The organism is Nitrospiria bacterium (genome assembly GCA_035517655.1).
Lineage (GTDB): Bacteria > Nitrospirota > Nitrospiria > JACQBZ01 > JACQBZ01 > JACQBZ01.
In genome coordinates this window covers 26,290-44,488 of record DATIYJ010000060.1, presented here as the reverse complement: position 1 = coordinate 44,488, position 18,199 = coordinate 26,290, and the positions used below count along the sequence as shown (strand labels likewise).

Here is an 18,199-nt window from a genome sequence, read left to right as displayed (position 1 = left end):
TCGGATGGTCTTTACAAAGGAGAATCATCGTGACCCATTTTGATCCGAACCAATTCATCGAAACACAACGCAAGGACTGGAACCGGGTTTCGGCCGCATGGGAAAAATGGGACGCCTGGTTGAATGTCAGAATGGAACCTTGTACGCGGCATCTGTTGGAGAAGGCCCGCCTGGAGCCCGGCCATCAGGTCCTGGATCTGGGAAGCGGAACCGGATACCCTGCGATCCCGGCCGCGGAGCGCGTTGGAACGAGCGGCCATGTGACCGGCATCGACATTGCCGAGGACATGCTTGCAGTGGCCCGGCGGAAAGCAGCCAAGCGGGGACTGAATCATGTGACCTTCCGGCAAGCCGATGTTGCGTCGCTGTCCTTTGAAGCGGACCGGTTTGATGCGGTCACGTCCCGTTTCTGTCTGATGTTCCTCCCACATCTGGACAAGACTCTTGGAGAGATGCATCGCGTGCTGAAGCCCGGAGGAAGAGTGGCAACGGCGGTCTGGGCGGCCAAAGAGAAGAATCCATACATCACGCTTCCCATGGGAGTGCTCAAAGAATATATGGAGATGCCGCCGGTCGATCCGTCCGTTCCGGGCATCTTTTATCTGGAACGGTCGGGTGATCTGCAGGGCCGGATGAAGGCCGCCGGTTTTACGGATCTTCGCGAAGAAGAGGTGCCGATCGAAGGTGTTTTTGCTTCGGAAAAGGAATACCTGGAATGTCTGAGAGAGATGGCCGCGCCGCTTCAGGGACTGTTTGAGAAGGTTCCGCAGGAGAAGCGCACAGAGGCGGATGAGAAAATGGTCGGGGCGGCCGAACGATTCCGTCGCGGCGCGGAGGTCCGAATCCCCGGCGTGGCCCTGGCGGTCTCGGGAATCAAACCCTCATAGGTATGTCCACCTGCTAAAGGTCGCGGCCTGACCGCAATACCGATCGTGCTCGTCGATCAGGTTCCAGACGACGGCCTTCTCGACCTGAAAACGTCGGCCCGTTTTGGAGATCCGCACGCCTCGGTAGCCGTCCATAAAACCTTTATTCGACACCTCGGTCAGAAGTTTTGCGCGCTCCGCCTGTTCCATCGGCTCGGCCGTGAGGCGCGACGGTGTTTTTGTGAACTCCTCCCACGACATCTCCCAGAGCGTCAACGCCGCCTGATTGCCGTAGTTTAAAATGGGATCCTCTTCCGTGCCGTGCGAGATGACGACGAACGGCACGTTAAACAAGTGCCGGGCCCGCTCTTCCAGCGAGCCGGAAGCCGGAATCAGATCCCGCCCCGTCCAACGCCGATAGCTTGAGAGCAGGCGCTGCGTGTGATCAATCAGAAAAGCCGAGATCACCACGCGTAGGCCTCGGGTGCCTCGCCGCCCGGGCCGGCCCAGATCGTATCGAGCTCTTTCATGGACATTTCGTCCAGACGAACTTCAAGCGCGCGCAGACTGCTTTTGAGTTGGTCCATCGTACGGGGCCCGATGATCGGCGCGGTGACGAAAGGGTTTGCCAGGAGCCAGGCCAGGGCCACAACGGCAGGCGGTTCGCCGATTTTTTTGCAGAAGGCTTCATACCGTTCGATCTGCGGCCGGTGCTTTTCCGCGAGGGCCTGGGTCTCGGAATCCGTCCGACGACCCTTGGCGGTTTTCTTCAACGCGCCGCCGAGGAGGCCGCCCGCCAGCGGGCTCCAAGGGATGAGTCCCAGACCGTATTCACGGCAGGCCGGGATCACCTCCAGCTCGATCATCCGGTTCTGGAGATTGTAGATGCTCTGCTCGCTCACCAAGCCCATGAAATTGCGGCGCGCGGCCGTCTGGTTGGCCGTCGCAATCTGCCAGCCGGAAAAGTTGCTGCTGCCGATGTAGATCACCTTCCCCTCGTGCACCAGATGCTCCATTGCCTGCCAGATTTCCTCCCACGGCGTGTCGCGGTCGATATGGTGCATCTGGTAAAGATCGATATGGTCGGTCCGGAGCCGTCGGAGGCTCTCTTCGCATGCGCGGCGGATATGGTAGGCCGACAGGGCCCGCTCGTTGGGACGGTCACCCATCCGTCCGTAGACCTTCGTTGCCAGAACGATCGCTTCCCGTCGGCCGCCGCCCTGCGCGAGCCATCGGCCGATGATCTGCTCCGTCCAGCCTTCCCCCTTCTTCCATCCATAGACGTTGGCGGTGTCGAAGAAGTTGATGCCGAGAGCCAACGTCTCATCCATGATGGCGTGGCTTTCTTTCTCAGAGGTTTCCGGCCCAAAGTTCATCGTCCCTAAGCAGAGACGACTGACCCGGAGCCCGGTTCGGCCGAGTTTTGTGTAAAGCATGGCAAGAGCATCCTTGGTGATTTCCTTAAAACCTACGCCTATTTAGGAAAGAATGTCAAGGGTGAAGAACCAGTCGGTCCTCCGCCTTGACAAGTAGGCATCCTCGGATACACTTCTAAATGATGCTTCCGTCATTATCTTCAGGAGGGACCATGACACAGACCATAGAGACAACGAGCATTGCAAAGCTGATCGGCTGGTTTAACGAACAGGCCGACAGTTCTCTGAAAAAACTCGCGGGGGCCCGGATCATTCTCAAGACGGGATACACTCTTCCTGCTCTCCTCGAGAAAAACGTCACCGACCCGAAAATATTTAATGAAGTAAAGTCGATAATCGAAGAGATGACGGGACTAAAAAGTCCGATCCAGAATCCATCCGGGGAGGGGGATAGCAAATGAAAACGCTTACAATACAACCCATCGTCTTTCGCCGAGAAATCAATCAGGCGGTGCTCGGCGGGGAACCGCTTGTGTTTCACTGTCATCACTACAATTGTTTTTTGCAGAGGACCCTTTTGGATCCGGCGGATGTACAGATGAAGCAGGTTCTAATCGACGCGGCCGCGGAAGTGGTGTATAGCCAGCTTCAGCATATGGCCAAAAAAGGAGAACCCGCAAGTCAGAGGCTTTCGGAATTTGCCGAAATATTCCATGTGCTGGGCTTCGGGGTTTTGGAGTTGAATCGAATCACCGAAAAAGGCGGAAAGGTCAGCGCCCCCTTCTCCCATTATGGTTTTGGTTTCTTGAGTAAATGGGGCCGACAAGAAGCTCCCGCATGTTACTTCAACAGCGGGTTTATCGAGGCCGCGGCCGCGGCCGCGTTTGACAAGCCTTTGGGGACATACCGGTGCGTTGAAAAGGAATGTATCGCGCAAGGGGCGAAGGCCTGCCAGTTCGAATTGACGACCGAGGCCAAGGCCCGGGTGATTCAAAAGTCGGTCGGGCAGGGCAATTGCAATTCCAAGGTGAGCCCCCGGATATTGACCAATCAGGTTGATGAAGAAGGGATCATCACGGCGGTTTCCGGCATGGAATTGGTCGGAAACGAAGAGGGATACATTCCCGCGTTCGGCGTCTACCTTACGCGACACTTCGCCAATTATTATAACCGGATCTCGAACGAATTCGAAATGCGGACCCAAAAGGTGCGGGGAGGCGATATCAACTCGGTAGTCGGTTCTCTTCTGGTGGAGGCGGGACATGTTTGTGCCTTCAACACGCTTGGTGGGATCATGAAGTCTCCCGAGTGGTATCAACTCATTTATCCCTCGCTTAAATCTCGGGAAGATTGGATGCACGGCATTTTCGCGGTCATGAACGCTCTGGGATGGGGGGTGTGGAGGATAGCCGAGCTAATCCCAAACGAGCGCTTGGTCGCGCGGGTATTCAACTCGTACGAGTCGAACGGTTATCTGGGCATGAAATACCCCAAAAGCGACCATGGGATCTGCTATCTGGCCACAGGGGCGACGGCCGGGTTGGCCAACCTTCTTTACACAGGAGACATCACGGTCAAACCCGAATTGAGCGAAGATTATTATAAAAAGCTCTTCCGGAACAGCCATACCTTTGTGGCCAAGGAGGTCAAGTGCCGCGGAAAAGGAGATCCCTTCTGTGAGATCGTTGCCCAGAGAAGGTAACGAGACCGATCATCTCGAAATCTCCACGCCGCCGCTCTCGAGTTCGTTGAGGCTCGAGACGGCGGCCCTGGAAATCCGTAAGGACTGCCACAAGGCTCCAAAGGTAATAGTCGTCACATTAAAAAACGCGATGGTGACTCGTGAGATGGTTGGTTACTTCCAGAAATTAGGAAAAGTCGTTAACGCCATTCCGAATTACCCCGTGGTCGATATCCCCGGATATTTCAAGATGGGTTTCTGCATGGGAACGCCCGAGATCTACGTCTGGGTCCGGCAGAATCCCACCCCTGGTTTTGAGGATTTCTTGGTTTCCCATCTGAATTTCTCCCTTAAAAATCCGGATTGATTTCTTCGGCATCCACCCATCGCTTACCCCCACCAAGCAAGATCCCTTTCTCAACAGACATTTTATGGAAAATCAGGAATCGGAAACCATAAACCGCTTGCAAAAGACACCGAAATCGTATAGGATGGTAGACCTTTAATTCTAAAGGTAAAATCGTTATGGCCGGTGCTAAAGATAATAAAAACATCGCACAACTGCGGCGGTTAATCGACAAACTGGACGAGCAAATCCTCGCCCTCCTGAACAGGCGCGCCAAGATTGTGATGCAGATCGGCAAGCTGAAAAAGGCCAGCCTTTCCGATTTGCACGCACCGGCCCGCGAAATGGAAATTTACGAACGGCTTTCAAATTTGAATAAGGGTCCGTTTCCGAAGGAGGCGCTGCGCGCCGTCTATCGCGAGATCATCTCGGCCTCGCTCTCCCTGGAAGGCCCGCTCAAAGTGGCCTACCTCGGCCCGAAGGCGACCTTCACTCATCTTGCGAGTCAGCGTCAGTTCGGTTTCTCAGCCTCGTATCTTCCGGTGAACAGCATCAAGGACGTCTTCAGCGAGGTGGAACGGGGGAGGGCCGATTATGGCGTTGTCCCTATCGAAAACTCAACGGAAGGGGTTGTCAATCACACGTTGGATATGTTTGTCGATTCTCCGTTGAAAATCGTCGGCGAGGTGATGCAGGAGGTGTCCCTCCACCTGATGAACAAGAGCGGCAAGATGGAGGACGTGAAACATATCTGTTCCCATCCGCAGCCGTTCGCTCAATGCCGGGTCTGGTTGGAAAACCATCTGCCCCATATCCCGACGACGGAGGTTTACAGCACGGCCCGGGCGGCGGAGCTCTGCACTGAAGATGCCTCCGCCGCGGCGATCGCCTCGGAGTTGGCGGCCCAGTTGTACGGTCTTCAGATCATCCAGCGGCGGGTCGAGGACAACATCCATAACTTCACGCGTTTCCTGGTCGTCTCGTCCAAGGGTCTCGGCCGGACCGGCCGAGACAAGACCTCGATCATGTTCACGATCCGAGACCGGGTCGGCGCACTGCACGATATGTTGCAGCCTTTTTCGCAGCACGGGATTAATCTGACCAAGATCGAGTCCCGGCCGTCCAGAAAAAAGGCATGGGAATATATCTTCTTTGTGGATCTCGAAGGGCATCAGGATGATGACCGGGTGAGACGCGCGCTGGACCAGCTTAACGAGCAATGTCTTTTCTTGAAGGTGCTGGGATCTTATCCGGCGGCCAAAGAAAAAGGAAAGGGGAATGAATAGATTCAAAGTAGGAGCGCACGGTCGTACACCCGATAAAAAATCTCTGATTTCAGGAAACATGACGATATCCATCGGCCGACATATTGAATCCATCGAGCCTTACAAACCGGGCAAACCGCTGGAAGAACTGGAGCGCGAACTCGGAATCAAGGACGCAATCAAGCTGGCTTCAAACGAAAACCCGCTCGGCCCGTCAAAGAAGGCCTTGGCTGCTTTAAAGAAAGGATCGCTCGATCTTCACCGTTATCCCGAAGGAAGCGGCCGCCGGTTGCGCGAGGCGATCGGACAAAAGCATAAACTCAAAGCGGAGCAGGTGATCCTCGGAAACGGTTCGGACGAAATCATGGATCTCGCCGCCAAGACGTTTTTGGAGCCGGGCGATGAGGCGATTCTGGGGGATCAAACGTTTGCGATCTATCGCATCAGCGTGACGGCCCATCACGGGATCAGTGTCCGTGTTCCGCTCCGCGACGGCCGGTTTGATCTGGAGGCGATGGCGGCCCGTTTGACGCCCCTAACTCGCTTGGTCTTTATCTGCAACCCGAACAACCCGACCGGGACCATGATCACACGGCGGGAGTTGGACGGTTTGTTAAAGCACCTTTCCCCGAATGCGCTTGTCGTGATGGATGAGGCCTATGCCGAATATGCCGACGATCCGGAATTTCCCAACACGGTCGAGGACGTGAGACGGGGCGCGCCGGTCCTGGTTCTCCGGACCTTTTCCAAGATGTACGGCCTGGCCGGTCTCCGGATCGGGTACGGACTGTCCACGCCGGAGGTGATCGAATCCATGAATCGGGTCCGGCTTCCGTTCAACACCAACAGCCTGGCCCAGGCCGCGGCCCTGGCGGCTTTAACGGACGAGGCCCATGTGGCTCGAAGCCTTCGGGTTAACCGGGAAGGGCGGCGTTATCTGTCCGAATCGTTCAAGGCCCTCGACCTCAGATTTTTGCCGAGCCAGGCCAACTTTGTCTATGTCGATACCGGCCGGAACGGCGTGGCCGTGTACGCGCGGCTTCTTAAAAAAGGGGTGATCGTCCGCCATATTCAGGGGTCGTGGTTGCGGATTTCGATCGGCCGGCCGGCCGAAAACCGCCGATTTGTGAAGGCGCTGGCTGAAGTTTTAAAAAATAAAAAAGGAAAGGATGCCGTATGATTATTGTCTTGAAACCGGACGCGACTGAGAAAGAGATCAACCATATCATCGATAAACTGAAAGAGTACGGCCTCAAGCCCCACGTCTCCCGTGGCGAGGAACGCGTGATCATCGGGGCGATCGGAGATGAGCGCCAGCTGGAGAATCAGCCCCTGTCCGTTTTTCCGGGCGTCGAAAAGGTGATGCCGATCCTTTCCCCCTATAAACTGGTCAGCCGCGAATTTAAAAAAACAGATTCCCTCGTGGAGGTCGCCAAGGGCGTCAAGATCGGCGGTAAAAAGATTCATGTCATGGCCGGTCCCTGCGCCGTTGAGAAGCAGGACTTGCTGGTCCACATCGCGCAGGCGGTGAAGGAGGCCGGAGCGACCATCCTTCGCGGCGGTGCCTTTAAGCCGCGCACCTCGCCCTACAGCTTTCAGGGACTGGAAGAGAAGGGCCTGGAGTTTCTTTTGGAGGCCAAGAAAAGAACCGGGCTTCCGATCGTGACCGAGGTGGTGGATCCTCGCGACGTGGCCCTGGTGGCCGAACATGCCGACATTCTCCAGGTCGGCGCGCGGAACATGCAGAACTTCCGGCTGTTGACGGAGGTGGGAGCCTACGATAAGCCGGTGCTGTTGAAACGCGGCCTGTCGGCTACGATCAAGGAGTTCCTGCTGTCGGCCGAGTACATCATGGCCCGGGGCAATCATAAGGTGATCCTTTGCGAACGGGGGATACGAACGTTTGAAACCGCCACTCGCAATACCCTTGATTTGTCGGCCGTGCCGGTGATCAAGGGCTTAAGCCATCTTCCGATCATCGTTGATCCCAGCCATGCGACCGGCCGGTGGGAACTGGTCGTTCCTCTGGCGCGAGCGGCCGTGGCGGCCGGCGCGGATGGCATCATGGTGGAGGTGCATCAAAATCCGGAGGAGGCTCTCTGCGACGGAGAGGAGTCGATCAAGCCGAACAAGTTTAAGACCATGATGGGCGAGATTCGAAAGATTGCCGATGCGATCGGACGCGAAGTTTAGTAAAGCCACGGTCCGCCGTGCCCCTGCGCGTATCTCCAAAGAACGCCTCTTCCGGAAAATCGTCATCATCGGGGTCGGTCTGATCGGCGGGTCCGTCGGAATGGCCGCACGGAAGAAACGCTTGGCGGACACGATTATCGGGGTAGGACCTCGCGCCGACGAGTTAAAACGGGCGGTGGCCCGGAAGGCGATCGATCGCTTCGAGACGGATCTCCGAAAGCTTGAAAAAACGGTTCATAATGCGGACCTGGTAATCCTGGCCACACCGGTGGGCCAATTGGAAGCGGTGGCGCGTGAGTTGGCTCCCTGTCTTTCGGAGGGTACCGTCGTCACGGATGTGGGCAGTGTAAAAGGCTACCTCGTCCGGCATCTGGAGGAGTATTTTTCTCCTGATCCATCGCTCCGGTCGCTTTTTGTCGGAGGTCATCCGATTGCCGGCCGTGAAAAATCCGGTATCGAAGCGGCTTCGGCCAATCTCTTCACCGGCGCTCTCTGCATTCTGACGCCGACCGACCGCACGTCTCCCGAAGCTTTCAAGAAGGTTCAACGGTTCTGGGAAGCGATCGGAATCAAGACCGTCTCGATGGAACCCGAGGCGCACGATCGGATCCTGGCCGTCGTGAGCCATCTGCCGCACTTGGTCGCGTACGCCCTGGTCGATACCGCCCTCGAGCTTCAATCCAAAAGCGGCGATCTGCTGTCCTACTCGGCGGGCGGCTTCCGGGATTTTACCCGGGTGGCGTCCAGTTCCCCCGAAATGTGGCGGGACATCTGCATGGCCAACCGGGAAAACCTATTGGCCGTCATCGAGGCCTACGAGAAAACCCTGGACCGCTTCAAACGACTCTTGGTCGAAGGGCATGCGGAAGGGCTTCGTCGCGAATTTGAACGCGCCAAAACGGCAAGGAGGAAATTCAATTGAGATGAAATCGATCGCGGTCAGGAAAAGTCGGCGGGTTCGGGGAACGGTCACAGTGCCCGGAGATAAATCGATCACTCACCGTGCGATTATCCTGGGTTCGCTCGCGCGTGGAACCACCGTGGTGGACGGATACCTGGCTTCCGAGGACTGTCTGAATACCGTAACCGCCTTCCGTTCGATGGGCATTTCGATTGAAGATATTAAAACGGACGGCGTGGCATTGCGGATTGAAGGGAAAGGACTTCGCGGTCTCTCCGAGCCCTCCGTCATCTTGGATTTGGGAAATTCCGGCACAGGCTTGAGGCTTTTGACCGGCGCCCTGGCCGGCCAGGATTTTTTTTCGGTCTTGACCGGGGATGAATCGTTGCGGCGTCGCCCCATGCGACGGGTGGTCGATCCGCTTCGGCAAATGGGAGCCGAAATCAACGGCCGCGAAAATGGAAATTTGGCGCCCCTGGCCGTTCGCGGGCGGCGGCTGATAGGCATCGCCTATGCATTGCCGGTGGCCAGCGCACAGGTCAAGTCGGCTTTGCTTCTGGCCGGGTTGCTGGCTGAAGGTCGAACTCTCTTGACCGAACCGCTTTCCTCCCGCGACCATACCGAGCGCATGTTCCGTGCTCTGGGCATTCCCGTCGAGATCAAAGGCGCGCAGCTGTCGCTGACGCCGCCGTCTGAATTTCCCGGGCGTGAAATCGATGTTCCCGGGGATTTCTCGTCGGCCGCTTTTTTTATCGTGGCCGCTACGATCGTGAAGGATTCAGAGCTGATAATCCGCCACGTGGGGGTCAATCCCACGCGCACAGGTCTACTGGATCTCCTCTCCGAGATGGGGGCCGATATCCGTCTTGAAAACCGCCGTGAGGTCAACGGTGAACCGGTTGCGGATCTGGCGGTGCGGTCGCGGCCGCTCAAGGGTGTCCCGATTCGGCCCGAGAGCGTGCCGAAGACCATCGATGAATTTCCGGTCCTGTGCGTCGCCGCGGCGTGCGCGGAGGGTGAGACTATTGTTCGAGGGGCCGAAGAGCTTCGTGTGAAGGAAACCGATCGGATCCGGACCATCGTTCGCGAGTTGTCCAAGCTGGGCGTCGATTTGAAAGAACTTCCCGATGGGTTGATGATCCGCGGGGGGCGAAAACTTTCGGGGACCCGGTGCTTAAGCTACGGGGATCACCGCATCGCGATGGCCCTGGCCATCGCCGGGCTGGTCGCCGAGGGCGAGACCGTTGTGGAAGGAACCGAATGGATCGAGACCTCGTTTCCGGGCTTCCAAGCGCTTCTGGAGTCCGTGACGGAGTAACGGGGCTCGAATGACGGTTCAAACAACCTCCTCAGTGATCATCGCGATCGACGGTCCGGCCGGATCGGGGAAGAGCAGCGCGGCCCGTCTGCTGGCCAAAAAATTAGGCTATCGTTATCTGGATACCGGGGCACTCTACCGCGCCGTGGGGTGGAAGGCATTGAACGAGGGGGTGAGTGTACAAAATGAAGAAGCCCTCGAAAAGTTATGTTCGCGGTTGAAATTAACGGTTAAGGCCGACAACGATGAGATGAAGGTTTACGTGGACGGCCGCGACATCACGGGCGAGATCCGGACGCCTGAAGTGAGCCGGGCGGCCGCGGCCGTGGCCGTGGCGGCGGTGGTCCGCCGTCGGTTGTTGGGAATCCAGAGGCGGATGGGGGAAAAAGTCGGCGGGCAGGGCGGCATCGTGGTGGAGGGTCGCGATATCGGAACGGTGGTGTTCCCGGAAGCGCCGGTAAAATTCTTCCTGGATGCCTCTCCGGACGTTCGCGTCGGGCGCCGGTATCTGGAACTCCAGCAACAGGGTCTGCCGGTCGATCTGACCGTGACCCGGAAAGAGATCGATACCCGGGACCTGAAAGATTCCAATCGGGGGATTGCTCCGCTCAAAGTGGCGGAAGACGCGATACGGATCGACTCGACCGGTTTGGCGTTGGAAGAGGTGGTTTCAACGATGTTGGAAGCGATTCAACAAAAGGCGGGTCTGAAACCGTGAGCAACCGGTCCTTGGGTGCTGTTCTTCCGGTCGATTCGGGGCCGGTTGCCCGTTGATATGCTGTACGCGATCGCCCATGCCGTGGTGAAAATACTCGGGCGGTTCTTGGTCCGGCTGCGTGTGGTTGGAGCCGAGCACATCCCCCCAACCGGGCCGGTTCTTTTCGCTCCCAATCATGTCAGCTATCTGGATATCCCGCTGCTCGGCGCCATGATCGACCGGCCGCTTCATTTTATGGGGAAGGCCAGTCTGTTTCGAGGCCGGTGGGTCGGGCGGCTTTATCGGAGACTGAACGGGTTTCCGATCGGCAAGGGACATCGCTCTCGGGTCGGACTGATGGAGGCCGTCCGCCGGCTAAAGCAAGGCCACTGCGTGGTGATGTATCCGGAGGGTGGCCGGAGTGTCAGCGGCCGTCTCCAAAAACCGATGCCGGGGATCGGAATGATCGTGGCTCTAAGCGGGGCCAAAGTGGTTCCGGTCTATGTGACCGGAACCGACAAGGTTCTTCCGGTGGGCTCTTGGATGATTCGGATTCATCCGGTGACCGTGTTCATTGGTAAACCTCTGGATTTCACGGAGCAAGTCCAAAATGGCACCGGGAAGGAACTTTATCTTCAGATTAGCCGAACCGTGATGGAACAAATCGTGAAATTAGAGGCACGGGCGGCGGGTTGACCCAGGCGGGGGGTCGATCCCGTCCCGGAAGCGGCCATGAAAGGTGAAAATAATTAAAGTAGTGACAAATCATAAAAAAATATAGTACAATGCGCATTCAGTTTTCCTTGAGACGGAACCTGATCAAATCAAACGGAAAGGGGACAAAGACAGCATGACGTTTTCGGAAGACGCACCGATCACCAACACCGCGGGGGCGACGAATGATGATCTCCCGATGAATATGCACGCCCTCTATGAGGAGTCGTTTAAAAATTTAAAGGAAGGAGGGGTCGTGGAGGGCATGATCGTAGCCATCCAACAGGCCGGCGTGGTAGTGGACATCGGGTACAAATCCGAAGGACTGATCCCCGCCAGTGAGTTCAGCTCGACCGAGATCGCGGCCCTCAAGGTCGGAGAACAGATCCAGGTTTATCTCGAGGAGCGGGAAGACAACGAGGGAAACCTCATCCTCTCCAAGGAAAAGGCCGCCAAGATGAAGGTGTGGGAAGTCTTGGAGAAATCCTTTGAAAAAGCCGAAGTCGTCGATGGAAAGATGGTCTCGAAAGTCAAAGGCGGTATGATGGTGGATATCGGGGTCAAGGCCTTTCTGCCGGGTTCGCAAATCGACCTTCATCCGGTCCGGGACCTGGACGCCTTGATCGGCAAGACCTTTCCGATGAAGATCATCAAAATGAACCACCGCCGGGGCAACATCGTCGTGTCCCGTCGCGTGTTGTTGGAGGAGTCCCGGGACAAGAAACGCCGCGCCGCGATGGCCACGTTGGAAGACGGGCAACTCATCGAAGGGATGGTCAAGAACATCACCGAGTACGGGGCGTTTATCGATTTGGGCGGGATCGACGGTCTTCTGCATATCACGGACATGTCCTGGGGCCGCGTGAATCATCCTTCCGAGATACTGTCGGTGGGGGACCGGATCGGCGTGGTCGTCCTCAAGTATGATAAGGAAACCGGCCGCGTTTCTCTTGGACTCAAGCAGAAAACGCCGGATCCATGGGGACGGGTGGAGGAAAAATACCCCGTCGCAACTCGCGTCAAGGGGAAAATCGTAAGCATCACGGATTACGGGGCCTTTGTGGAGCTCGAAGCCGGGATCGAGGGCCTGGTCCACATTTCCGAGATGTCTTGGAGTCACGAAGTTCGTCATCCCTCCAAACTTGTTTCGGTCGGGGATCAGGTGGAAGTGGTCGTGCTGATGGTGGACCGGGACAACCGCAAGATTTCCCTGGGGATGAAACAGGTGACGCCGAATCCGTGGAGCGCGGTCGAGGGAAAATACCCCGTCGGGAGCCGCATTACCGGCAAGATCAAGGGACTGACCGACTTTGGCGCGTTTGTGGGACTGGAGGAAGGCATCGACGGGCTGATCCATATTTCGGATATGTCCTGGACCAAGCGCCTCACGCATCCCTCCGAACTGTTTAAAAAGGGCCAGCCGGTCGAAGCCGTGGTTCTCAAAGTGGACAAAGAAAAAGAGCGCTTGTCGCTCGGCTACAAGCAGCTCCAGTCCGACCCGTGGGAGACCGGGATCGCCGAAAAGTATCACGTCGGTGATGTGGTAAAATGCAAGATCGTCAAAGTCACGGATTTCGGCGTTTTCGTTGAACTGGAGGACGGGGTGGAAGGACTGATCCATGTCAGCGAAACCGGGATCGAACCGTCTTCACGAATCGGGGATGCCATGCAAATCAACGACGTCATCCGCGCTCAAATCATCAAGATGGACATGCCGGAACGGAAAATCGCCTTGAGCATCCGGGCGTACAAGAACGAGCAGGAACGCGCCCAGAAGAAGGACAAGAAGTAAAACAGGGCGGAAAATGAAAAACCATCCGTTGATCGCCGGCTTGATCCTGTTAGTCGGTTTGGCCGTTCTCTTCTTTGCCGTTACCTACTCCGCTTCGGTCATGCAGGCCGGCGGAGGCTTCCTGGAAGACCGCATCGCCCTGGTCAAGATCGAAGGCGTGATCCTCGATTCTTCCGGCACGATTGAAGAACTGCGGCGATATGAAAACAGCTCCGGAATCAAGGCCATCATCCTGCGAATCGACAGCCCCGGCGGCGGCGTCGTTCCCTCTCAGGAAATCTACGAGGAAGTAAAAAAAATCCGCGAGGAGGGCCAGAAGAAGGTGGTCGTCTCGATGGGAACGGTGGCGGCTTCCGGCGGTTATTACATTGCCAGCGCTTCGAATCGAATCGTGGCGAATCCGGGCACCCTGACGGGGAGCATCGGTGTGATCATGGAATTGGCCAATGTGGAAGGCCTGTTCAAGAAGATCGGCGTGGAGAGTGTCGTGATCAAAAGCGGACGGAACAAAGATATCGGCTCTCCCTTCCGAAAAATGCAGCCGGAGGAGCGTGCGATTCTGCAACGACTGATGGATGATGTCCATGATCAGTTTATCCAGGCGGTGGCTGAAGGACGCGGGCTGGCGGAAGAACGGGTTCGCGAGATGGCGGACGGGAGCGTTTTCACCGGACAAGAGGCCAAAAAACTCGGGCTGGTGGATGACATCGGAGATCTTCAGGACACGATCCGACTCACGGCCGACCTGGTCGGGATCAAAGGGGAGCCCCGAATCGTGGAATCCCGAAAGCGGGTTTCACTGCTGGATCTGTTCAGGGACCAGTTCCTGGGCCGCTTGCCCAGCATGCAACTGCCCGCCGCCGGCGTTTCAATGAAATACCTGATGGCTTTTTAGACGGATACGGACCTTCTTATTAATAAGGGGGAGCGCATATGACCAAGGCCCAGTTGATCGAAACGATGTCCCAGAAGGTGACCCACCTGACCAAACGCCAGACCGAAATGATCGTCAACACGATCTTCAACAGCATCCGACAATCATTGGCCAACGGGGACAAGATCGAAATCCGCGGCTTCGGAAGTTTCAAGCTCCGTCAACGGCGCATGCGGGAAGGCCGGAACCCCAAGACCGGCACCCAGGTCCATGTCCCGGCCAAGCGCGTGCCGTTCTTCAAGGCGGGCAAAGAATTGAAAGAGATAGTGAACAGTTAATCAAACCGGCAGGAAAGCGCCAGCGCTTTTTCAAGCCGTCTCAGGTATTCCCGACGGGAGATTTCGACCGCGCCGAAGCGCTTAAGGTGCGGGGTCGTGAACTGGACGTCGAACAAAATAAAACCCCGCTCTCTCAATCGTTCGATGACGAAGGCCAAGCAGACCTTCGAGGCGTCGCGAATGATTGTGAACATCGATTCCCCCATAAATACCCCGCCGAGGCTCACGCCGTAAATACCTCCGGTCAGTTTCCCTTCGTGGTAGGCCTCGACCGAGTGGGCCTTTCCCATTCGATGCAACGCCGTGTAGGTCGTTGCGATCTCCTCGCTGATCCAGGTCTCCTCTCGATTTGCGCAACCGCGGACGACCCCTTCAAAATCGCGGTTGACGGTGATGTCAAACGGTCGTTGACGAATCGTCCGGACCAAGCGCCGAGGGATATGGAACCGGTCCAAATCGATGATCGTTCGCGGATCGGGCGAGAACCAATGAATTCGTCCGTCCTCGTCCGCCATCGGAAAGACGCCCTGACGGTAGGCCGCCTCTAAAAGTTCCGGGGGAATCGTTTGAGGCATGGGTGGTTGGGCCTTTTGCGCCGGGTTTTTTCTTGCTCCATGACTCACATTGCCTTCAGCGCGCTGATCAGATCGAGGATCGCCCTCTTGCCATCGGCGAAGTACATCAAGGTGTTGTCGGCCGCGAAGAGGGGGTTAGGAATTCCGGCAAAACCGGGACTTAGGCTGCGTTTGATGACAACGACGGTCCGCGCCTTGTCCACATCCAGGATCGGCATGCCGGCGATGGGACTCGACGGGTCGGTGCGCGCCACCGGGTTGACCACATCGTTGGCGCCGATCACCAGCGCAACGTCGGTCTGTCCAAACGAAGGGTTGATCTCCTCCATCTCCTTGAGTTTATCGTACGGGATGTCGGCCTCGGCCAGCAGTACATTCATGTGGCCGGGCATCCGTCCGGCAACAGGGTGGATGGCAAACTCCACCTCCGCGCCGCGACTTTCAAGCAGGTTGGCCAAGTCACGGACGGCATGCTGGGCTTGGGAGACGGCCATCCCGTATCCCGGAACAATCACGACGCGCCGGGCCGTGTCCAGCAGCATGGCGATCTCTTCGGCCGTGGCCGCTTTCACCTTGCTTCCGTAAACTTGGTCAGCCGTCGGCCCGCCCGCCGGCACGGTGCCCACCCCGCCGAACAAAACGTTGGCCAGAGACCGGTTCATCGCCTTGCACATCAGAATGGACAGAACAAACCCGGAGGCCCCGTCCAGTGTCCCGGCGATGATCAGGATGTTGTTTGAGATGACAAATCCGGTGGCCGCAGCCGCCAGTCCGGCATAAGAATTCAACAGAGAAATCACCACCGGCATGTCTGCCGCGCCGATCGGGAGCACCAGGAGGATTCCAAACACGAGTCCCAAACCCACCAGCAGATAGAACAGGGAACCTGCGGCCGGGACCGCAATCAGGTAAAGCCAGATGCCCAGGAGGATGGCAAAAAGCCCGATGTTTGAGGTATTTTGACCCCGGTACACGATCGGCGCGGTAAGCAGCTCCTGGAGTTTGGCAAACGCGATCAGGCTCCCGGTAACCGTCAACGCTCCCATCATGACTTCAAAACCGATCGCGGTCATCTTGATCGAGCCGAGTTCCGATCCGTGCCGATGGTACTCGGAGATTCCCACCAGGGTGACGGCCAGCGCTCCGAAGGCGTGGGAAAGGGCGGTTCGTTGCGGCATGGCGGTCATCGGCGTCCAGAGCGCGATTCCGATCCCGATCGCCGAGCCGACCGCCATCCCCGTGACGATCCATCGGTAGCTGAGGATCTCGTGGTGGAAGAGGGTTCCTATGATGGCCAGAGCCATCCCGATCTCGGCCAAGAACATCCCTCGACGGGCGGTCCGGGCGGAATTTAAATCCTTCAGCCCCAAGATGAACAGAACCGAGGAGACCAGGTAGGCCCATTGGATGAAGGTGCCTGCGGTCATCGCCGCTTCTTATCCTTCTTGAACATCTTCAGCATCCGGTCGGTGATGAGGAATCCTCCCACGACATTGGTCATGGCCGAGACCACCGCGATGAATCCCAGGATGGTGCTCACCATGCCGTACTCGGCCCCGGCGGTGACCAGCGCGCCCACGACCGAGATCGCCGAGATGGCATTGGTGGCCGACATCAGCGGAGTGTGAAGCAGCGGAGGAACTCTCGAGATGATCTGGTAACCCACAAAAGCGGCCAACACGAGGATCGTGAGCAACAGGATGGAGGTATCCATCACTTCTCCTTTCGATCGCCGGATGATGCGGCGGTCTGTCCCAAAAGTTCCCGAATCCGGGGATGTACGACCTCCCCGTTCCGGGCTACAAGCGTTTCGCTGATAATGGGGTCCTGCGCGTCAAGACGAATCCGCCCCTCTTTCACGATGTGATTCAGAAACGCCGAGATGTTCTTGGCATAGAGCTGGCTGGAATGATAGGGAACCGTTGCGGCGAGTCGGACCGGTCCGATAATCGTTGCGCGGTGGGCCGTAACGGTCCGGCCGGGTTCGGTCAATTCGCAATTGCCGCCGCTCTCGGCCGCCAGGTCGACGATCACCGAGCCCGTGGGCATGGCGGATACCATCTCTCCGGTGATCAGCACCGGGGCGCGTTGACCGGGGATTGCCGCGGTGCAGATGACCACGTCGCTTTCGGCCACGACGCGGGCCATGGTCTCACGCTGTCGGCGGTAAAACGATTCATCCATGGCCCTGGCGTAGCCGCCTTCGGCCTCCGAGCCTCCGGTCTCCAACGGCAGTTCCACGAACTTCCCTCCCACGCTCTGGACCTGTTCTTTGACGGCGGGGCGAACATCGTACGCCTGCACGACCGCACCCAATCGACGTGCGGTCGCGATCGCCTGCAGTCCGGCCACCCCCGCTCCGATCAAGAAAACGCGCGCCGGGCTGACGGTTCCGGCCGCCGTCATCATCATTGGAAAGATCCGGGGCAGCGCATCGGCCGCGAGCAGCACGGCTTTGTATCCGGCGATGGTCGCCATCGAACTCAAGACATCCATGCTCTGCGCGCGGGTGATGCGGGGCAGAAGCTCAAGAGCGAACACCTCGGCGCGCCGTTCGGCCAAATCTTTTATGGTCTTGGGGGATGAAAGCGGTTCCTGCAGTCCGATGAAGATCTGGTCGGGGCGAATCTTGTCGAGGTCGGCGCGGCCCGCTTCCGGGTTGGCCCCGAGACCGAGGACTTGAAGAATGATGTCGGCTGTGCCGAATAGGTCGGCGCGGCTTGGGGTGATCTGCGCTCCCTTATCTTGGTATGCAACATCCGGAAACCCGGCCTCCTCACCGGCCCCGGCCTCCATCAAGACCTGTAGCCCGGCTTTGGCCAGCGGAGGCAATACGGCCGGAGTTAGGGCCACGCGCCGCTCGCCCGGGAAGGATTCCTTGGGAATTCCGACGATCATCGAAAAGATACTATATCAGTGCCTTGTCGCCCAGGTCAAACAACTTGAAAACAGACCTGGTCTTCATTTGGGATCGAATTTGAATTGGCTCATTGAGGCTCGGAAATGAACGATCAGGGCCGAAAGAACTGAGGTGCCTTGACACATGTTAAATCTTTGTTATACTTCATAATGTACTGCCATTATCCACAATGTTGTATTGAGTTATGGCTTCATACATAATCGTTCAATTTTGTGCAGCCTGTGGATGGGTTTATGGCATGGCTTTCTTTTGACAAGGGAATCCTGAGCGTTCTATTTTTCTTTTTCAGGCTATTCCTTTACCTCTACCCCAGCCACACGATTTTATCACCAGAACCTTGCCA

20 protein-coding genes are annotated in these 18,199 nt (G+C 57.3%); 14 read left to right on the top strand and 6 right to left on the bottom strand.

Going from position 1 to position 18,199, the window contains the following annotated elements; translation table 11 throughout:
• Positions 1–29 precede the first annotated feature (29 nt).
• A complete protein-coding gene (locus VLY20_11185) occupies positions 30–887 on the top strand; it encodes a methyltransferase domain-containing protein (GenBank protein ID HUK57212.1) in 858 nt (285 codons plus the stop codon).
• On the opposite strand, the gene VLY20_11180 is transcribed toward VLY20_11185, so the two are convergent.
• Together VLY20_11180 and VLY20_11175 are read right to left on the bottom strand one after the other, a co-directional pair.
• A complete protein-coding gene (locus VLY20_11180; GenBank protein HUK57211.1) occupies positions 882–1,337 on the bottom strand; it encodes an MEKHLA domain-containing protein in 456 nt (151 codons plus the stop codon). The genes VLY20_11185 and VLY20_11180 overlap by 6 nt on opposite strands.
• The gene (locus tag VLY20_11175) at positions 1,331–2,302 is read right to left on the bottom strand and encodes an aldo/keto reductase (GenBank protein ID HUK57210.1); all 972 of its coding nucleotides are present in this window, start codon (positions 2,300–2,302) and stop codon (positions 1,331–1,333) included. Before VLY20_11175 ends, VLY20_11180 begins: the two co-directional genes overlap by 7 nt.
• 152 nt (positions 2,303–2,454) lie before the next feature.
• Here VLY20_11175 and VLY20_11170 point away from each other — a divergent pair, with 152 nt between their 5' ends.
• From VLY20_11170 to VLY20_11110, 13 genes are all read left to right on the top strand, one after another.
• Positions 2,455–2,703 (top strand): hypothetical protein, encoded by a 249-nt coding sequence (locus tag VLY20_11170; GenBank protein ID HUK57209.1) that lies wholly within the window; start codon positions 2,455–2,457, stop codon positions 2,701–2,703.
• A 137-nt stretch (positions 2,704–2,840) separates the two neighbouring features.
• Entirely contained in the window at positions 2,841–3,944 is a 1,104-nt protein-coding gene (locus VLY20_11165) for a V4R domain-containing protein (GenBank protein ID HUK57208.1), read from the top strand.
• Positions 3,928–4,290, top strand: a complete 363-nt coding sequence (locus VLY20_11160; protein HUK57207.1) for a hypothetical protein — start codon at positions 3,928–3,930, stop codon at positions 4,288–4,290. Before VLY20_11165 ends, VLY20_11160 begins: the two co-directional genes overlap by 17 nt.
• Positions 4,291–4,448: 158 nt before the next feature.
• Positions 4,449–5,555, top strand: coding sequence for a prephenate dehydratase (gene pheA / locus VLY20_11155; GenBank protein HUK57206.1), 1,107 nt, complete (start codon positions 4,449–4,451; stop codon positions 5,553–5,555).
• Between the two features lie 58 nt (positions 5,556–5,613).
• Entirely contained in the window at positions 5,614–6,714 is a 1,101-nt protein-coding gene (gene hisC / locus VLY20_11150; protein ID HUK57205.1) for a histidinol-phosphate transaminase, read from the top strand.
• On the top strand, positions 6,711–7,727 hold the full coding sequence (gene aroF, locus VLY20_11145) for a 3-deoxy-7-phosphoheptulonate synthase (protein ID HUK57204.1): 1,017 nt from the start codon (positions 6,711–6,713) through the stop codon (positions 7,725–7,727). The genes hisC and aroF overlap by 4 nt, the downstream gene beginning before the upstream one ends.
• Entirely contained in the window at positions 7,705–8,649 is a 945-nt protein-coding gene (locus VLY20_11140; GenBank protein ID HUK57203.1) for a prephenate dehydrogenase/arogenate dehydrogenase family protein, read from the top strand. The genes aroF and VLY20_11140 overlap by 23 nt, the downstream gene beginning before the upstream one ends.
• Position 8,650: 1 nt before the next feature.
• A complete protein-coding gene (gene aroA / locus VLY20_11135) occupies positions 8,651–9,946 on the top strand; it encodes a 3-phosphoshikimate 1-carboxyvinyltransferase (protein HUK57202.1) in 1,296 nt (431 codons plus the stop codon).
• Positions 9,947–9,956: 10 nt separating this feature from the next.
• Positions 9,957–10,664, top strand: coding sequence for a (d)CMP kinase (cmk, locus tag VLY20_11130; GenBank protein HUK57201.1), 708 nt, complete (start codon positions 9,957–9,959; stop codon positions 10,662–10,664).
• 57 nt (positions 10,665–10,721) lie between these two features.
• Positions 10,722–11,339 carry a lysophospholipid acyltransferase family protein gene (locus tag VLY20_11125; GenBank protein ID HUK57200.1) on the top strand — a complete coding sequence of 206 codons (618 nt, stop codon included), beginning with the start codon at positions 10,722–10,724 and terminating at the stop codon, positions 11,337–11,339.
• Between the two features lie 154 nt (positions 11,340–11,493).
• A complete protein-coding gene (locus VLY20_11120) occupies positions 11,494–13,149 on the top strand; it encodes a 30S ribosomal protein S1 (GenBank protein ID HUK57199.1) in 1,656 nt (551 codons plus the stop codon).
• A gap of 13 nt (positions 13,150–13,162) precedes the next feature.
• Positions 13,163–14,044 carry a signal peptide peptidase SppA gene (gene sppA / locus VLY20_11115; GenBank protein HUK57198.1) on the top strand — a complete coding sequence of 294 codons (882 nt, stop codon included), beginning with the start codon at positions 13,163–13,165 and terminating at the stop codon, positions 14,042–14,044.
• Positions 14,045–14,082: 38 nt separating this feature from the next.
• Entirely contained in the window at positions 14,083–14,361 is a 279-nt protein-coding gene (locus VLY20_11110; GenBank protein ID HUK57197.1) for an integration host factor subunit beta, read from the top strand.
• On the opposite strand, the gene aat is transcribed toward VLY20_11110, so the two are convergent.
• Genes aat through VLY20_11090 form a run of 4 tightly spaced genes read right to left on the bottom strand, consistent with a single transcriptional unit; the run spans position 14,358 to position 17,834 of the window.
• Positions 14,358–14,936, bottom strand: coding sequence for a leucyl/phenylalanyl-tRNA--protein transferase (gene aat, locus VLY20_11105; protein ID HUK57196.1), 579 nt, complete (start codon positions 14,934–14,936; stop codon positions 14,358–14,360). The two genes, VLY20_11110 and aat, sit on opposite strands and share 4 nt — an antisense overlap.
• Before the next feature lie 44 nt (positions 14,937–14,980).
• Positions 14,981–16,363, bottom strand: coding sequence for an NAD(P)(+) transhydrogenase (Re/Si-specific) subunit beta (locus VLY20_11100; protein HUK57195.1), 1,383 nt, complete (start codon positions 16,361–16,363; stop codon positions 14,981–14,983).
• Positions 16,360–16,650: an NAD(P) transhydrogenase subunit alpha gene (locus VLY20_11095; protein HUK57194.1), complete on the bottom strand. Its 291-nt coding sequence runs from the start codon at positions 16,648–16,650 to the stop codon at positions 16,360–16,362. The genes VLY20_11100 and VLY20_11095 overlap by 4 nt, the downstream gene beginning before the upstream one ends.
• Complete coding sequence (locus VLY20_11090) at positions 16,650–17,834, bottom strand: Re/Si-specific NAD(P)(+) transhydrogenase subunit alpha (GenBank protein HUK57193.1); 1,185 nt, start codon at positions 17,832–17,834, stop codon at positions 16,650–16,652. The genes VLY20_11095 and VLY20_11090 overlap by 1 nt, the downstream gene beginning before the upstream one ends.
• Positions 17,835–18,199: the final 365 nt, after the last annotated feature.

What these genes read in the sequence shown, in the direction of transcription:
- VLY20_11140 (HUK57203.1), top strand. Translation starts at nt 7,705, where the DNA reads ATGCGATCGGACGCGAAGTTTAGTAAAGCCACGGTCCGCCGTGCCCCT.
- VLY20_11110 (HUK57197.1), top strand. Translation starts at nt 14,083, where the DNA reads ATGACCAAGGCCCAGTTGATCGAAACGATGTCCCAGAAGGTGACCCAC.
- VLY20_11120 (HUK57199.1), top strand. Translation starts at nt 11,494, where the DNA reads ATGACGTTTTCGGAAGACGCACCGATCACCAACACCGCGGGGGCGACG.
- hisC (HUK57205.1), top strand. Translation starts at nt 5,614, where the DNA reads ATGACGATATCCATCGGCCGACATATTGAATCCATCGAGCCTTACAAA.
- VLY20_11175 (HUK57210.1), bottom strand. Translation starts at nt 2,302, where the DNA reads ATGCTTTACACAAAACTCGGCCGAACCGGGCTCCGGGTCAGTCGTCTC.
- VLY20_11095 (HUK57194.1), bottom strand. Translation starts at nt 16,650, where the DNA reads ATGGATACCTCCATCCTGTTGCTCACGATCCTCGTGTTGGCCGCTTTT.
- VLY20_11165 (HUK57208.1), top strand. Translation starts at nt 2,841, where the DNA reads ATGAAGCAGGTTCTAATCGACGCGGCCGCGGAAGTGGTGTATAGCCAG.
- sppA (HUK57198.1), top strand. Translation starts at nt 13,163, where the DNA reads ATGAAAAACCATCCGTTGATCGCCGGCTTGATCCTGTTAGTCGGTTTG.
- aroA (HUK57202.1), top strand. Translation starts at nt 8,651, where the DNA reads ATGAAATCGATCGCGGTCAGGAAAAGTCGGCGGGTTCGGGGAACGGTC.
- VLY20_11090 (HUK57193.1), bottom strand. Translation starts at nt 17,834, where the DNA reads ATGATCGTCGGAATTCCCAAGGAATCCTTCCCGGGCGAGCGGCGCGTG.
- VLY20_11100 (HUK57195.1), bottom strand. Translation starts at nt 16,363, where the DNA reads ATGACCGCAGGCACCTTCATCCAATGGGCCTACCTGGTCTCCTCGGTT.
- pheA (HUK57206.1), top strand. Translation starts at nt 4,449, where the DNA reads ATGGCCGGTGCTAAAGATAATAAAAACATCGCACAACTGCGGCGGTTA.
- VLY20_11170 (HUK57209.1), top strand. Translation starts at nt 2,455, where the DNA reads ATGACACAGACCATAGAGACAACGAGCATTGCAAAGCTGATCGGCTGG.
- VLY20_11125 (HUK57200.1), top strand. Translation starts at nt 10,722, where the DNA reads ATGCTGTACGCGATCGCCCATGCCGTGGTGAAAATACTCGGGCGGTTC.
- aroF (HUK57204.1), top strand. Translation starts at nt 6,711, where the DNA reads ATGATTATTGTCTTGAAACCGGACGCGACTGAGAAAGAGATCAACCAT.
- cmk (HUK57201.1), top strand. Translation starts at nt 9,957, where the DNA reads ATGACGGTTCAAACAACCTCCTCAGTGATCATCGCGATCGACGGTCCG.
- aat (HUK57196.1), bottom strand. Translation starts at nt 14,936, where the DNA reads ATGCCTCAAACGATTCCCCCGGAACTTTTAGAGGCGGCCTACCGTCAG.